Source organism: Sulfurisphaera tokodaii str. 7, assembly GCF_000011205.1.
GTDB lineage: Archaea > Thermoproteota > Thermoprotei_A > Sulfolobales > Sulfolobaceae > Sulfurisphaera > Sulfurisphaera tokodaii.
On sequence record NC_003106.2, the window covers coordinates 2,442,267 to 2,457,926 of the forward strand.

At 30.9% G+C, this 15,660-nt stretch carries 20 protein-coding genes; 9 read left to right on the forward strand and 11 right to left on the reverse strand.

Translation table 11 applies throughout. The annotated features are described in order from the left end of the window. The first annotated feature begins 7 nt into the window (after positions 1-7). Genes STK_RS13420 through STK_RS13430 form a run of 3 tightly spaced genes read left to right on the forward strand, consistent with a single transcriptional unit; the run spans position 8 to position 2,824 of the window. Entirely contained in the window at positions 8-1,552 is a 1,545-nt protein-coding gene (locus STK_RS13420) for a protein kinase domain-containing protein (protein WP_010980525.1), read from the forward strand. Between the two features lie 23 nt (positions 1,553-1,575). After that, positions 1,576-1,836 carry a hypothetical protein gene (locus STK_RS13425; protein ID WP_052846795.1) on the forward strand — a complete coding sequence of 87 codons (261 nt, stop codon included), beginning with the start codon at positions 1,576-1,578 and terminating at the stop codon, positions 1,834-1,836. Continuing rightward, positions 1,823-2,824: an arginine deiminase family protein gene (locus STK_RS13430; protein WP_232616489.1), complete on the forward strand. Its 1,002-nt coding sequence runs from the start codon at positions 1,823-1,825 to the stop codon at positions 2,822-2,824. Before STK_RS13425 ends, STK_RS13430 begins: the two co-directional genes overlap by 14 nt. A 5-nt stretch (positions 2,825-2,829) precedes the next feature. Here the strand turns inward: STK_RS13430 and STK_RS13435 are convergent, their stop codons facing one another. Continuing rightward, complete coding sequence (locus STK_RS13435; protein ID WP_010980527.1) at positions 2,830-3,468, reverse strand: peroxiredoxin; 639 nt, start codon at positions 3,466-3,468, stop codon at positions 2,830-2,832. Between the two features lie 439 nt (positions 3,469-3,907). Here STK_RS13435 and STK_RS13440 point away from each other — a divergent pair, with 439 nt between their 5' ends. Then, positions 3,908-4,987 (forward strand): HoxN/HupN/NixA family nickel/cobalt transporter, encoded by a 1,080-nt coding sequence (locus STK_RS13440; protein ID WP_084742683.1) that lies wholly within the window; start codon positions 3,908-3,910, stop codon positions 4,985-4,987. Here the strand turns inward: STK_RS13440 and STK_RS13445 are convergent. The 3 genes from STK_RS13445 to STK_RS13455 are packed head-to-tail and all read right to left on the reverse strand — an operon-like array spanning position 4,984 to position 6,890. Beyond that, positions 4,984-5,301, reverse strand: coding sequence for a hypothetical protein (locus STK_RS13445; protein WP_052846798.1), 318 nt, complete (start codon positions 5,299-5,301; stop codon positions 4,984-4,986). The two genes, STK_RS13440 and STK_RS13445, sit on opposite strands and share 4 nt — an antisense overlap. A gap of 46 nt (positions 5,302-5,347) precedes the next feature. After that, a complete protein-coding gene (locus STK_RS13450; RefSeq protein WP_010980530.1) occupies positions 5,348-6,088 on the reverse strand; it encodes an ABC transporter permease in 741 nt (246 codons plus the stop codon). Beyond that, complete coding sequence (locus tag STK_RS13455; protein WP_010980531.1) at positions 6,060-6,890, reverse strand: ABC transporter ATP-binding protein; 831 nt, start codon at positions 6,888-6,890, stop codon at positions 6,060-6,062. The genes STK_RS13450 and STK_RS13455 overlap by 29 nt, the downstream gene beginning before the upstream one ends. Before the next feature lie 13 nt (positions 6,891-6,903). Between STK_RS13455 and tsaA the strand changes: the two genes are divergently transcribed. Beyond that, complete coding sequence (tsaA, locus tag STK_RS13460) at positions 6,904-7,308, forward strand: tRNA (N6-threonylcarbamoyladenosine(37)-N6)-methyltransferase TrmO (protein WP_010980532.1); 405 nt, start codon at positions 6,904-6,906, stop codon at positions 7,306-7,308. Here the strand turns inward: tsaA and STK_RS13465 are convergent. Further along, positions 7,301-7,807, reverse strand: a complete 507-nt coding sequence (locus STK_RS13465) for a hypothetical protein (RefSeq protein ID WP_010980533.1) — start codon at positions 7,805-7,807, stop codon at positions 7,301-7,303. The genes tsaA and STK_RS13465 overlap by 8 nt on opposite strands. Before the next feature lie 579 nt (positions 7,808-8,386). On the opposite strand from STK_RS13465, the gene STK_RS13470 reads away from it, so the two are divergent. Then, entirely contained in the window at positions 8,387-9,187 is an 801-nt protein-coding gene (locus STK_RS13470; RefSeq protein ID WP_010980534.1) for a purine-nucleoside phosphorylase, read from the forward strand. Between the two features lie 444 nt (positions 9,188-9,631). Here the strand turns inward: STK_RS13470 and STK_RS13475 are convergent, their stop codons facing one another. The 4 genes from STK_RS13475 to STK_RS13490 all read right to left on the reverse strand — a co-directional run bounded on the left by STK_RS13475 (position 9,632) and on the right by STK_RS13490 (position 12,082). Next, positions 9,632-9,907, reverse strand: coding sequence for a hypothetical protein (locus STK_RS13475; protein WP_198429704.1), 276 nt, complete (start codon positions 9,905-9,907; stop codon positions 9,632-9,634). Next, positions 9,904-10,218: a hypothetical protein gene (locus STK_RS13480; RefSeq protein WP_010980536.1), complete on the reverse strand. Its 315-nt coding sequence runs from the start codon at positions 10,216-10,218 to the stop codon at positions 9,904-9,906. Before STK_RS13480 ends, STK_RS13475 begins: the two co-directional genes overlap by 4 nt. A gap of 6 nt (positions 10,219-10,224) precedes the next feature. Continuing rightward, entirely contained in the window at positions 10,225-10,620 is a 396-nt protein-coding gene (locus tag STK_RS13485) for a hypothetical protein (RefSeq protein ID WP_010980537.1), read from the reverse strand. A gap of 451 nt (positions 10,621-11,071) precedes the next feature. Next, complete coding sequence (locus tag STK_RS13490; protein ID WP_010980538.1) at positions 11,072-12,082, reverse strand: potassium channel family protein; 1,011 nt, start codon at positions 12,080-12,082, stop codon at positions 11,072-11,074. Positions 12,083-12,196: 114 nt separating this feature from the next. Between STK_RS13490 and STK_RS13495 the strand changes: the two genes are divergently transcribed. Beyond that, positions 12,197-13,618: an MFS transporter gene (locus STK_RS13495; RefSeq protein WP_010980539.1), complete on the forward strand. Its 1,422-nt coding sequence runs from the start codon at positions 12,197-12,199 to the stop codon at positions 13,616-13,618. On the opposite strand, the gene STK_RS13500 is transcribed toward STK_RS13495, so the two are convergent. Both STK_RS13500 and STK_RS13505 read right to left on the reverse strand, forming a co-directional pair. After that, positions 13,615-13,863 carry a hypothetical protein gene (locus tag STK_RS13500; protein WP_052846801.1) on the reverse strand — a complete coding sequence of 83 codons (249 nt, stop codon included), beginning with the start codon at positions 13,861-13,863 and terminating at the stop codon, positions 13,615-13,617. The two genes, STK_RS13495 and STK_RS13500, sit on opposite strands and share 4 nt — an antisense overlap. Then, entirely contained in the window at positions 13,839-15,155 is a 1,317-nt protein-coding gene (locus STK_RS13505; RefSeq protein WP_010980540.1) for an amino acid permease, read from the reverse strand. Before STK_RS13505 ends, STK_RS13500 begins: the two co-directional genes overlap by 25 nt. Positions 15,156-15,187: 32 nt before the next feature. On the opposite strand from STK_RS13505, the gene STK_RS13510 reads away from it, so the two are divergent. Continuing rightward, positions 15,188-15,382, forward strand: coding sequence for a hypothetical protein (locus tag STK_RS13510; protein ID WP_010980541.1), 195 nt, complete (start codon positions 15,188-15,190; stop codon positions 15,380-15,382). 66 nt (positions 15,383-15,448) lie between these two features. Further along, on the forward strand, positions 15,449-15,643 hold the full coding sequence (locus tag STK_RS13515) for a hypothetical protein (RefSeq protein ID WP_052846802.1): 195 nt from the start codon (positions 15,449-15,451) through the stop codon (positions 15,641-15,643). Positions 15,644-15,660: the final 17 nt, after the last annotated feature.

A 15,660-nucleotide genomic window follows, 5' to 3' on the forward strand; every position in this document is an offset into this window, starting at 1 on the left:
CAATATCGTGATTAGGGAGTTAATTAGAAAATTTGGGATAGTAGTTTTCTCACTAGGCGTTATACTCTCCCTTTTTTCCATCTATGATCTCTTACTTTTACCGTTTTCTTTTCTCTTCAGCCTTGTCGGATACTTAGCTCTCCTTTTAATTTACCGTGATTATAAAAAGGCTTTAGTTGAAGCATTTAAAGTCCCTTCAATTATTATCTTAATCTTCATAGCCGTTTATATTTCAATTCACAAATTTCATTATTTTTATGAAATTGATGCTGGAATTTTCGGAGCAATAGTATATCTCATATTCAGATTGAGATGGAGTATTTGTAAAGAGACTAATTGCAAAACCATAATAAGATATTCAAAAAAGTCTCAAGATTATCTAAAATGCAAAAACTTGGTGAGATTTGTTGAATGTTTTGCTAAGGCTGACGAAGAATTTCTTTTTGTGCAAACTATTAGTAAAATGAAAAAGAGTGAGCTTGAAAAGATAAGTAACTCAGATTTACCAGCTAAATACTACTATTTACTTTCACAGTTTTATCTAGATAAAAGAGCTGAATTGCTAATGAGAGCATGTAAAGATGGTTATAGACAAGCTTGTAGTGAATGGAAACCAACAATGTGGAAAGGTCAGGAAATTAATGGCTATAAGATCGTTGATTTCATTTCTGAGGGTGGTTTAAGTTATATTTTAAAAGGGGAAAAGAAAGGAATTTTCTACGCTATAAAAATTCCTAAAATAAATCCTACTAGTTTTACTACAAAGAATATTAAGGAATTATTATTGGATATAAAAAACGAGGAAAGTGTTCTTGTTCAAATTTCTGAGAAATCAGACAATATAGTTAGAATTTATGCTGTACATTTTGATGAACCAGATATTTACGCTATACTTAGGGGGGATATTTTAACATATATAAAGAATCCTCCACATATAGTCCTTGAATACATGTCCGGTGGATCTGCAAACAATTACGATTTTACTAACCCTAGGTGGAGAAAAGTAGTGTACTTAATAATTGCTAAAATTGCATCAGCATTAGAAGTAATTCATAATAACGGGTATGTACATTCTGATGTTAAACCTCATAATATTCTTTTCACGTCTGCATTACCTAAAAAACCTGAAGAAGCTTTAAAAGGTCTGCTTAGCGGAAGGATAAAGGTAAAACTAAGTGATTTAGGAAGTGCTGTAAAGATAGGAGAAAAAGCATTTCAATTAACCCCAGAATATGCATCAATAGAGCATGTAAAATCAATGATTTTAGGTGGTATTTCACCATTAGATGATATCTATTCATTAGGTGCAACTGCATTTAAATTACTAACTGGTAAAGTATTAAATTCTCCTCAAATGTTACAAGTCTATAACGATTTCTTTTCCACGTTAAATGTCTCTTTATTAGATTCAAAACTTTACATGACGAGAGATTTTTCACCATTAAGAAACGTTGAACCGGATGTAGCTAACTTTATCATTTATATGACATCACCAGGGAAAAGACCAAATGCATCAGAAGTATTTAGGTTCTTTTATTCGAAAGTCTTTTAATTTTTGCTTTCGTATATTCAAATATGAAAGAAACAGAAAATGAGATAATAATTGAAGTTCCTAATTTACCTCCTATAAAGATAAATAAGAAAAATATTGAAAAGATTGAGAGTACAACTCCTCCAGATGATGTTTGCAAGTTAATAATGAATTTGTATGAAAAGGGTGTTATAGTTGCAGGAACAACTATTGACGGTAAAGTATCTTACTATAACATAAAGCCTGGTGAAAAATGTGTTAAAATAACTTTAAAGGATGGAAGAGTATTTTATGTCTCATCATAATATGTCCGCGAGAGCAGAATGGGAAAAATTAAGAGAAGTAGTTGTACATAAACCAGGTTACGAAGTATTATTTGCACTGCTTAATCCTTCACAATTTCTTTTTGAAAGATCCTTCAGCCTAACTAAGGCTAGGAGAGAGCATGATAAACTAAGAAAAACGTTGGAAAAAGAAGGGGTTAAAGTTCATAGGTTAAAAGGTGTAATAATAACCAAAATGAGGAACAACTATTCTTTTTTGGAAAAAGTTAAAAACCTAGTAGGAGTAGATACTAATGATCCGAATTATTTAATAGAACTCCTCATTCTAAACCCGGTTATAAAAAATGAAAATGTAATTATAGCAGATCCTTTACCTAACCTTTACTTTATGAGGGATCAACAGATTACGACAAATGATGGTATAATAATAGGAAAAATGGCAACCAAACAGAGGGAAAGAGAAACAGAAGTTACTAAACTATTTTGGGAAGCTTTAGGAATAAAGTACAAAGAAATCAAGAAGGGCAAACTAGAAGGAGGTGATTATTTTCCGATGAAGGATTTTCACATTATTGGAATTGGTAATAGGACTGATTTTACTGGAGCGTCAAATCTGTTTAATTTAGGTGAAGTAGCTGTAGTTTATGAGGCTCGTAAAGAGTTTTTTCATTTAGATATGTTCTTTAACGTTCCATCGTCAAATAGCGTTGTAGGCGTGAAAAAACTAATGGAAGAGAGTAGAACTGAAGTATATAATTATGGAAAACTTATTGAAGTAACTAATTTGTATGAGTACGTTAAAAAGAAGGGTTTTAACATAATAGAAATTGATGAGAATGAGGCTAAAATGCAATTAGGTAATTTTCTAACTATAGATGATGGTAAGATAATTTCACCTAGATATAGTAGAAAGTTTAGAGAATTAGATGTTATTGAAGTTAATGTAGAAAACTTAACTGGAGGAAATGGGGGAATACATTGTATGACTGGAGTAGTTAGGAGAGGGTAAAAAACTCATATTTCTTTATACGTAAACCACCAATCAAATGGCTGATTTATTCTTAATTTAGCATCTTTAACCGTTCTTGGTGGTGGATTAATTACCTTATTGCCGATAAGCTCATTATTAGGCCAGTTTGCTGGAATAACTACGCCGCTTTTATCTACTAACTGTAATGCTCTTATACTCCTTAGAATCTCATCTATATTCCTTCCTATTTCCATGGGATAATACATAATTAACCTAACTATACCCTTATCATCAACGATAAATACAGCCCTAACGGTAGAGGTTGAGGATTCTGCATGTATCATTCCTAATCTTTTGGCTACATTTCCCATAGGATCTGCTATAATCGGGAATGGAATTTCGACTTTCAAGTTCTTTTCTATCCACATAACCCATTCAATATGTGAGATATTGCTGTCTACTGAAAGTCCTATTAACTCAGTGTTAAGTTTTTTGAATTCTTCATATTTTTTTGCAAAAGAATAAAATTCAGTTGTACAAACAGGTGTAAAGTCTCCTGGATGACTAAATAATACAAACCATTTACCTTGATAGTAATCTGGTAGTTTTATTTTACCATGTGTCGTTATTACTTCCATTTCTGGGAACTTTTCTCCTATTAGGGGAATTTTTTCTTCACTCATTTTGTATCTATTACTATTTGCTACTCGCTACTATTTAAATTTAACTTATTCTTATTTCGAAGTAATTTTAGTTTGAAAGTATTTTTAAATAAGACTGTAGCTATACTTAGTAACGTTTAAGAAAATCTTTATGATTTTAAGAATGTTTAAAAGTTTTCAAGATTTCCCTTAAAGTGAGGTTCATACTAAAAGTATTACGAACGTAAAAGCAATGATCTAAAGACTAATTAAAAGTGAAACATAATTATAGAATATATAGAGTACGAGATAATCATAAAGGGAAAGTAATAATATAGTTAAGATTCGATGATGAAAAGCCCATATGCTGAATTAATGAAGAGATGCGGGTACTCTGATCTTATATTTTATGAAATATCTTTTGTTTGATATGGATAACTTATCCAAAAAGTTTATAATGTGGATAACTTATCCAAATATTATGGGTTCTAAATCTTTAACAAAAATGGTATTTATGGGTTCATTTTTTATTATAAATATTATTTTGACTGTGATTTTTTATTTCATCTTATTTAATTTACCAAAAGAGAATTTGCAAATACAAACTGATGATGGTGTACTAACTGGAACTTTCATAACTCTTGGTATTTTAGCTTATACATTTGGATTAAGACATGCAGTAGACGCTGATCATCTTGCTGCGATCGATAATGTTACCAGAAAACTTCTTCAAGAAGGAAGAAACCCAGTGTTTGTTGGCACATTCTTCTCGCTAGGTCATTCAACTGTAGTTATTCTTCTAAGCCTAATGTTAATCATAGCTTCAAGGTATATTATAAATAGTTTACCGAGCATTGAGAATGTAGGCAGTATTATAGGAACTTTAATAAGTGGAGGGTTTTTGTATATAATAGCATTCTTAAACACTCTAGTCCTTTTAGAATTGTATGAGGTTTATAAAACCATTAGAAAGGAGAAAAATCTTAATGAGAAGAAATTAAATGAACTCTTGTTAAAGAGGGGTTTCATGAATAGATTTTTCAATAAATTGTTTAAGATAGTTACTTCGGAATGGCAAATGTACGTTATAGGGTTTTTATTTGGTTTAGGTTTTGATACTGCAACTGAGGTGGCTATATTAGCTATATCTGCGACAGTAGCTGGAGCTTTCTCCTCAATCCCAATAACTACTATACTAATTTTGCCAGGATTGTTTGCATTAGGTATGAGTTTAATAGATACGCTTGATGGATTGTTTATGAGATCTGCTTACGGTTGGGCTTTCAGAAATCCTTTGGGAAAAATCTGGTATAATTTGACAATGACCTTTATATCAATCTTGGTAGCTTATGGAATTGGTACAATAGAATTGTTTGGCTTAATAGTTAGTGAATTTAATCTTCATGGTCCATTTTGGGATCAAATAAATGCATTAAACAACGTATACTGGGAATCAATAGGTTATTTCGTGATACTAACTTTTGCTATAACATGGATAATTTCTGCTTTAATATATAAAATGAAGATTAAGCAGTTAAGTATGAAAAAAGTAGAATCTTAAATAGCTTGATCATCTTTTTTAATATCTCTTATAATTCTAAATATTTGAATTACAATATCATCTGGTATTATTGGTGATATATTAGGTTCACATTCTCCAAAATAATCACAATTATAAAGATACTTAGCTAGATAACCTGCTATGAATACTTTCCTTCCTACCCTTTTATCAATAAAATTTCTTAAGATTTTCTTTTTATTTTCCATAGAGAGGGGTAATAAGTAAACTTTACTTATGAAGCATTCCCATGGATCACTCTTCTGGCTACAAAATTTGAAAATTTCTGGTAATATGTAATCCTCAAAATAATCCATAATTTTCACATTTCACTCTTAGCTTTATAAATAATAATTCACATAATCATACACTTCTCCATCTACTATACTTAAGGGATATGTAATAAAAGATAAGGGTTTCTACTACTAGTAATATCCACGAAAATGCTAATAAACTATTTGAAAGGGTTATTAGCCCAGAATAATTTTGAATAATCAGAGCCGATAATGTAGTTGGTAAAGGATAAAGGATATAAAAGAACACTTTTGGCAATAGGTAGTAAGGATAGAATATGGGTGGAATAATACTCAAAAAGGTAGATAATAAACCACCAATTCCCCAACTATACCTCATATGTGGTATTAATGTACTTATAAAGAAACCTATTGCTGATGTATTAAACAGTAAAAGTAAGAGTATTAAGATCATTATTGGATTAAATAATTTGAAGATTAATGAAAGCAATACGTAAACTATAATTCCAGGTAAGGAGTAAACAAGATTAGACAACATTAAGCCCAAAATGTAATCATTTGGTGTAACTTCGCTAGAAACAAGTAAATCTTGTAATTTAACTTCAAGCCTTAAGTATGCAAAATCTGCTGTTGATGACAATCCGTTAGTAGCAATCACTGTAACTAATCCGCCTATTATTCCATACCCTAAAAAAATTCCTTTTGAAATCATATATATTAAAAAGAGTTCTGCTAAAGGTATTGCCATGTATGTTAAAACATATATAAATCCCCTTTTGATTGAAGAAACACCATAGAATTTTATAAAAGCAATTAGAAAGTCAATTTTCTTCAAGTCCCTCACCCGCATACAGTATAAATAAATCCTCTAAACTAATTGGTTTCACAACATATTTTCCTACAAAGTTTGATGCTTCTCTCTTATCTACATAAGTTATTCTTAGCCTACCTACTTTTATATCTCCAATACCCTCTACTCTAACTTTATCTTTTAATTTCTCTAGCAAGGTTGTAACACTTCCCATCGCAATAATTCTTCCCTTATGTAAAAGGATAACTTCATCTGAAAGTTCTTCAGCTTCTTCCATATAATGGGTAGTTAATATAATTTTACCTTTCATTGTCTTTAGTATTGACCAAATTTCAGTTCGAGAATATGGATCCAAACCAGTTGTAGGTTCATCAAGAAATATTACTTCTGAATTTGCAGCTAATGCCATGGCAACAAAGATCTTTCTCTTCATTCCTCCAGATAGCTCGTCAGAAGGTTTATCTTTTACTTCCCATAAACCTACTTCTTTTAGGGCCTCTCTAGCCACTCTTTCAGATTCTGAAAGAGATAATCCTTTTGCTGTTAAGAACATAAGTAAATGCTCATAAGGGGATGCCATTCCTACTGGTTGCGCCTCTTGGGGTATTGAAGTAATAATTTTTCTAATTTTCTTAGCTTCTTTTATTACGTTATAACCTTCAACGTAAGCTTCTCCTTTAGTTGGTAAAAGTTGAGTTGATAAAATCCTTGTGAGAGTAGTTTTACCAGCTCCATTTCTTCCTAAAAGGGTTAAAATCTTCACGTCACTGGAAAATGTGACGTTATCAAGGGCAATAGTTCCATCTTTGTAAATCTTAGTTAAATTAATAGTTTCTATCACAAATTACTATATAATGAGTGTATGCTTTAAGTACATTGGTTATATAAAGAGAAAAGACAATTCTTCCTCAAGGCAAGACATCGTAGAAGTAATTGTTGATAAGGAGTACGAGGAAGGACTAACTGGAATAGAGGGATTTTCTCATATAATTTTAGTGTATCATTTACATTTAGTAAATGAATATAGGTTAATAAGGGATAGAGATAACATAAAGATTGGTGTATTCGCTACAAGATCTCAATTTAGACCAAACCCTATTGGGATTTCCGTATGTGAGCTAGTAAAAAGAGAGGGAAATATACTATATGTTAGAGGAGTTAACGCATATGATGGTACTCCAGTTCTAGATATAAAACCTTATGATGAGTGGGATAGAGTTGAAAAAATTAGAGTACCTTTTTGGCACAATGCTAAATAGTAACTACTCTCTTTACAAATTTACATTTCTGAAGGAGAAGTAGTTTATTTACGGAAGAAGGTACTACGACTTCATCTACTGTAATGATAGAGTCTATGTATTGATCTATTGTTTGTTGGTCAATATCATCTAGTATTAACCTCTTAATATTTCTAAATGATACAGGTTTACCTAATCCTATAATCTCATTCTTCGTTATACGGAGCTCTTCTAAATCTGATACTATGAATATATTTTTCCCAGCTTCATTATACCCTTCAACAAAGGCTTTTCCAACATTTATTGCCTTCTGAGTAGCCTCATCAATTTTTTCACCGACTTTCCCAGCTAATCCCAAGAAAGTCATCATTGCTTGATTCATAACTTCACCTACAGTTTTCCCAGAGTTTCTTGCTACATTAACCATTCTTTCGTACAAATCTCTATTGACTCCTCGTATTGTAACAGTTTTTTTGTTTTCATCTTGTTGATTGTTTGACATGTCTAACATGTAATACATAGTTTGCAAATAAAAAATTTTCCACGAGTATATGTAAGTTTAAGAATTATCATGATGAAGTTTCATATCATAAACAAGATATAAAAGAAGCAAGATCTAAAATGATTTGTACTATATCTAATTCTCTATATAGACTATAACTTTATGAAATATAAAACTTAACCTTAGGCTTTATAGTAGTCAGGATTTATTTCACCCTTTAATAGTCAAAAATTGAGGATAGCTTCAAATTTTATCAGTGCCTACATGGAACTTACTTTTAAATTAACGATTGATTTTGAATTTAAGAAAATTGATTAGTTTATCAACCAAGAAAATTGAAGGATGGTAAATTTAAGAGTCTTTTGCGATTTTTGATTGTAACAGTAGTGTGAGATTTTAACCGTTAAATATATATTAAGTAATATTTATATGTGGTGAGTAAAAGCGTATAATAAGGAGATTATAATTTAAACTACCTAGAATATTTATGGATATTGTATTAATTCTAGGAAAATTACAATTCTCAATAAAGCCCTTGACTGACTCTGAGGGATTTAACAAACCAGTTTATATATCGATTTTCTTAGAAGTAGTTTAATGATATTTGGTGATTTCATTAGAAATAAAGAGATAAGAAAAAGAGTCATAAAGGAGGAACTTGGGGCAGAGGAAGATGAAATCCCAGAAAGGGTAGTAGTAACGCCCATACCACTTAATACTCAATTTCCAAAAAACTTCGAAGACATACTAATTAATATGGGTATTAAAGTAAATAGGTTAAAAGTAGGAGACCAAATACTTCAGCAATTTCAAGGAAATTTATTTCTTGAAAAAGACGGTAGTAGGGGATTTATTGCATTTATAGGCAGAGGTTTAATAGATTTCACCGAGAGAATACGGATTTTAGCTACGATTTCGCAGATTAAAGATATACTATTTATAGGTACTGCAGGATCCTTATCTAATGAAATATTAATAGGGGACTTAAACATACCAAAGTATGTTGTCCCGTTTGAAAACATAAGTGATTTTTACGTTGACCCTACAGCAGCAATTCCGCAAGCTGACGAAACTCTTTTAGACGAAATTTATGAATATGCTAAGGAAACTGAAGCTAAAGCATACTCAGCATTACATGCAACAATCCTTTTCCCTTATTCTGAAACTACTGAGTTTTTAAACTACTTAGTAAATATAGGTGTTTCTACAATAGATATGGAAGTTAGTGCTTTCTATAAGGTAACTAAATTTTACGGCAAAAGAGCGGTAGCGGTATTACGAATTTCAGATATGCCTCTAATAGAACTACATAAACAAAAGGAACTAATTAAAGTGAAAAGGGAAATAGCAATTAATGCAATTTTTAAAATTGTGTTAAGATTCTTAAAACTGATTTAATCTCGCACGATCTATATCCCTATAGATTTTTAATTCCGCAGAGATGTTAAAGATGAGTCTCATAGAACCTTATATGAGTAGCATTTATAGGAAAATCGTTACATTCACACGTTATGTTAAAAATGCATAAAAAAATATCTTCTTATAGTTGAAAATTTCCTTTTAGTAATTGATATGATTAAGAAATTTAAAATATTTATTAACTCATGAACAAATATTATGATTTTTAGGTAAAGGCGTTCAGTAATAAAATCTTTCAGTTAAACTTCAGTTATAATGCTAGCTAAGATTGCCCCTGTAAGAATTTCTTTAAACTACTAATTTGATTATTTCTTTGTAGAATTATACTAATTCTATGTAAAAATACAACTAGTAAAGAGCGTGTGAACGACCCAAATAAGGTCTCTTACGAAAATAAATAGGCTAATTTATAATTAAGACGTTCTAGATTCTCAGAGACTGTGGTACCTGGACAGCTAATTTAGATATTATAGCCTTCTTTACTTCGTCCTTTTCAAAACCTATGCATTGTATAGCTACTAATTTGTTCTTACTCGTATCTATTTCAAGAAGACAAACTGAATCGTAATTTATACAACGAAGAATTACTTGAGTTAGAGTGCCAGGTTTAATTTCTACCCTATACGTAACTTCTATACCGTGAATTAGTAGTCTAAACTTATCATTATCTATCCATTGTACATCTTTAAACACAATCACCTTTCTATCACCACTGTGATATCTGATTTGACACATATTTTCTGGTTCTTAAATAGAGGTTTAAGCTCTTCTTGTAGAGTTTTTGCTATACATTCACAATATTCTCCTCCTTCAATTATCTCGTACTCAAAGATGTAACCAGAGAGGAAGGGCGGAGGCCTATAATTCGCTAAATGATCATGAGAGCAATCAACATATAATACTTTATTTTGCGTTCTAATGATCACTACTACATCTTTCATGAATGCATATTTACCCCTAACTTCAGAAGGAAAAATTCTAATAGTTTTGTAAGGTACTTTTATTAACATTACCTATCAACCAAATATCTTTTTTTGTATTTTTCTATACAAGTATAATACACCTAATTGTATTACGCATAATCCTATAATAGTTAGGGCCAAATATACTATATATAGTGGTAAGGAAAAGAATGATAGATACAATGAATATATCACAATTGCTATAGCTGATTTTATAATCCCATATATGACTGCGTCCTTTAATTGAGCTATTATTAGTCCAAGAATTACTCCGTTTACGACTGCTGACCATAAGGGAACTGCGAATAAAAGCGAAAATATTAAACTACCCTTAGCTAGACCTAAGCTCTCTAATGCAGTATAAATAGAGGCTGAGAAAAATATATTTACAAAATAAAGGATACCGCCGATAAACCTGATAGTACTTAATTGCTTTTCAAGTCCTTCCATTTAATCACCACAAATAATATATAGACATTATACCTTTATATATTTATATTAATAAAAGTACAAAAACTTAACAATTATTTAATTAAAACTTTCTAAAAAATAGATAAAAAATTATAAATTAAACTAGATTTGATTAAATTTAAATTTTTAGATGTATAGTCATGTTTCGTAAATATATTACAAAATACATATTAACTCTCTACTTAACTTCTATCAAAATGAAAATTAAATCTCTTCACTATTAAATCGATAGAAATATATTCATTATAATGTATAACACTCTAAAAGCATATTTGTTTTATGGATTAGATATTAAATTCTTATCATACATAAAAGGAGGTAAACTAGTTCTTAGGATAACAGGGAAAAGATAATAAACAAGTTACTTTAAAATCTTGTACTTAAACTTTATGATCAGATCTATGTATCTAGTTAGAATAGGAAGGCAATCTCACTCAACTAACTTACTAACATCCTTAAATTTTAGTGGGTTTCCAAGAACAAATAATATTTCTCCTGGTTTTACTTCAGTTTCCTTAGAAAAGTAAGGATCTAATTTTCCATCATGAAGTATCGCTATGGGTATTATACCTTCTGGAAGTTCACTTAACTTAAAGTTTTTCTTTACTTCAAAGACTCCTATTGAGTAATCCCTATCGCTCGATGGATAAACAATTCCTGCAAAGTTCTTTGAGATAGCTGCGGATGCCATAATCCTACCCATAAATTCTTCAAAAGGAATTACAATATCTGCTCCTGCTGTTTTAAATACGTCAATCAGTGACGAGTCCTTTATCATCGTTACAATTATTAATGGTGGATTTAGCTTTTGGACTTTTAGTGTAATTAATAGTGTTTGCGAATCATCCTCCATAGCTATTATTGCCGAGCTAGCATTTTTTATTCCAGCAGTGAGTAAGTTATTTTCATCATTAGGATCACCAAAGATTACCTTATCACTCTTCAATTCGTCATAAAGCTTTTTGGAACTAGTAACTACTACGTAGTCTTTACCTAATATTTCAAGCCTTTTAACCGCAGATAGAATACTTTCTGTATTACCAATTACTACAATATGACCTTTCATAAGCTTCCCTCTCCATCTTGCTCTAGCATCTATCCAAGTATTCCTATTTAATATTGTAGATATTAAAGATTGGGCCATACTAGCAAATAATCCTACAGTGAACAATATCATTACAGTAAGAAACAACTTCTCTTGAGAGGGCATTTGATATATATCTGGTGCATAAAGTCCTACTGTTGTAATAACATTTACTGCTGCATATATTGCTGAAATCCAATCTAGGCCTTGATAGTACACAAAAACAAGAGCAATAGTATAAACAACTATGCTAAGTAAAACGAGTTGAATGTAAATCCTTCTTAAAACGGAATAAGGTGCCGCAATGGTTTCTAAAATTCTAATGATGTATTTATTCCAAATCCGTATCTTATCCACAATTTTAAATTATAGTTTAGAGTAATAAGGCTAATGTTAAAGCTGTTAAAACTGTAATGATAAAAATTCAAAGTTGCTTAAAGCTTATATATTCTTAAAAAGTATAAATTTCTGATGTCAGATAAGCCTACAAAAGAACAAATCTATAAAAAAGTGGCTGAGTTAACTGCAAGAATTGATAGATTACCTACTATGGTTTTACCAATCTCAGTGATTCTTGCATTAGCATTTGGATACTTTATAGCATTGTACGATGTAATTGATATTGGTATTGCTTTTTCCGGCACATCCTTACCATATACAGGGTTAACTTCAACTCAGGCTTCCATTGTAGTATCTATGGGATTAGCTGGTTATATCCCAGGAGCAATAATTCTAGGGTATTTTGCTGATAAGTACGGTAGGAAACCAATGTTAATGTTTACTGCATTACTAACAGCTATAGGAAGCTTAGGAAATGCCCTATCATTTAACTTCCCAATGTTTATAGTCTTTAGATTTATAACTGGTATGGGAATTGGTGGTGATTTAATATTAGTACCTACTTACATAGTAGAAATGGTTCCAGCAGTAAAAAGGGGACAGTATTTTAACCTAGTTTATATTGCTGGATGGGCTGGTTTAGGATTAGGACCATTTCTAGCCTCAGTAATTGATTTATTAAATCCCGCAATTGGTTGGAGGGTAATATTCTTAATTGGTGCTACTTTAGCATTTATAGTATTAGTAATAAGGTCTCATGCTAGTGAAACTGTAAGAATATTAGCGTTAAAAGGGAAACTTGATGAAGCTGAAAAAATCGTAGCTGAAATGGAAGAGAAAGCAATACAGAAAACTGGTATACAATTACCACCATATAATCCCTTAAACTATAAAGTTGAGGAGAAAAACCCCTTCACTATATTTAAGAACAAGAAGTACGCAATCAGAATAATTTCAGTAATGCTGTCTATCTTCTTCTTTTATTTTGGAGAATATCCATACTTAACTCAATTCTTACTATGGGCTGGAGGATTATCAAATCTTACAAAGGCCCAGATTAACGAGTTAACGTTTTTATACGGTTTAGCTGGTGTTGCAACATTTTTAGGTGCTATAGCATTAAGATTTATAGTTGAAAAAGTCAGAAGAGCTATTTTAACTACTTTAGCATATTTTGTGGGAATGCTATTAGGAGTACTAATTGCTACTATAGGTACTATTAACTATAATGTTCCCTTAGCATTTGGAGGAATGCTGTTGACAAACTTTATTGGTGTAGGATGGAGTAATCAGTTAAATTACTTAAATGGAACTGAAAATGTACCTACATATGCTAGAGCAACATCATTTGCTTTCAGTGACGGCGCTGCACATTTAGGAGCTGCAATATCAACAGCAATAATATTGCCAATTATAAGTAGTCTAGGTGCTCTACCAACTTGGGTATTATTCCAGGTACCAATGGTCATTATGGGGATTGTATTAATCTTTGTATTACCTAATACAATTGGCCAAAGTTTAGAGAAGATAAATGAAGCTGAAGCAGGGGTTTAAATCCTAAGGCATTCTTTAATTTTTTCTATTAGTATTTCTGCGTCATCTTTTTCTATGTGAACAAAATATCTCCAACTTTCATCATTGAGGGAAGGAAAGTGTAAAATAATATTAGATATTGCTTTACATTCTTCATTATTTTCTATTTTATCTGGATTATTCTTCAAAAATTGTTTAATAAAATTTATAGCAGTTAAAGGTTTTCCCATTCTAACTAGTTTTAATGCGTATTCAATTTCCTCCATTCTAATCCCCAGCTTATAGTTCCTATTATTACACCTCCAATTAATGAAAGTATTCCAACTAATGTTGTTAAACCAGAGTAAGGTACTATATTTGAGTAAACACCGTATCCCATTAAAATAACTGCTGAAATTGATAACAAGATATGATAAAGTCTAAATCCTATCATTTTCTTTGAAAATACTGGAAATAAAGCAGACACTATTACATGTGAACCGTACAAAGTAACTAAGGAAGCTTCTGTAGTAAGTGAGTATACTAAGGCAAACTCACCAGTAATCCCAGCTATTAAATTGACTACAAGAAAGAACAATGCTACTACTAAGATTGATTTTAACATATCTTTTCTAATTAAACTGTAAGTTAATCTAGATAAGGCTACATATGCTGCAGTTACAGAACCAATTAAACTGTTTATAGTAAAGATAAATATCAATAATGCTATGCTACTTCCCATAACCTTTTGGGCAATATAATATGCTGGGTATTGAGTGACATTTAATAGGTTTTTCACGCCAGAATTTGAATAACCAGCAAACGCGATTTCAAAGTATGAAGCAAAAAGTACTGAAATCGACGCTATCCAATAAGCATAAAGATAAGATTTTGCTACTGTTTTTCCCTTCCCTACAGCTTCATAACCTAGAAAGAACGATGCACCACCACCGGCAAGTGTAAAACCTACTGCTAAGGCTCCAGAAAAGAAATCTGATACTGATACTGAAACCTTTAATGGACTCAAAGAGAACCCTGTAATAGATATTACTTTTATTCCTAAGACAAATATTAGAATAACTTCAATAGTTGAAGTTAAGAGTGCATAAAAAAGTGGTGGTCTTATTCCGCTTAAAAGCAAAAGAGTTAGAATTATAGGAATTAAAATTTCTATGGTAGTGACTACAATAGATGAAAGTGAGAATTCGGAAGTTATTACTATTCCAGTAAGGTAAGTTGTAGCTGAAGGTAAATATATAGCATAACTTATCCAATACAACCAGCCAGCGATTTTACCTAAAAGCTCACCACCACTTCTTCTAGCAAATTCATATATACCTCCAGTAGAGGCAATCACTTTTGAGTATTCATACCCAATTAATACCCACAAAAAGTAAATTAATACACCAAAAACTCCAGCTATAAATGTTGATGACAGTGAATACTGAAGAGCATATGTTAAATACGCTGAGGCAGAACCCAAGGGGGCTATAGAACTTAAAGATTGTGCATAAACAAGATAAGTTGGTATAGTATTTTCTTTCGGCTCTAATTTCTTGGATAAGTTATCCATACGCATAATTTAAATAAGGCTAATTTAATTTTTTTCTCATGGATAAGGAAAAGATAAAAAACATGTTAGAAGAACTTAAAGATGAAATAGATTCAATTTCTTCAGAAATAGACGACTTATTAGATAGCATAGATGATTTAAGTGATGACGAATTAAAAAACAAGATAAATGATATTGTAGACTCAATTGTAGATTTAAAGGATGATGCTAGAGATTTACAGAAATCAATCTAATTTTTTATCATACCGTATTATTTTAAAGATAAATTTAAATTTGTGAAGTTTAATAATTAATTTTTGATGATAGCACCTGAATTAGCAATAAAGATAATATTCACTTTAATAAGTATTATTACTGGTTTTTACGGAGTAATGCATATATTATTTTATAAATTGCAACTTCCAGGCTTTGAAGGAAAATGGGTTATGAACATGTCTGCAACATTATTAACTATTTCCGTAGTATTAATTATATTAGCCTATACTTTTATTTAGTCTCCTTAATAACTTTG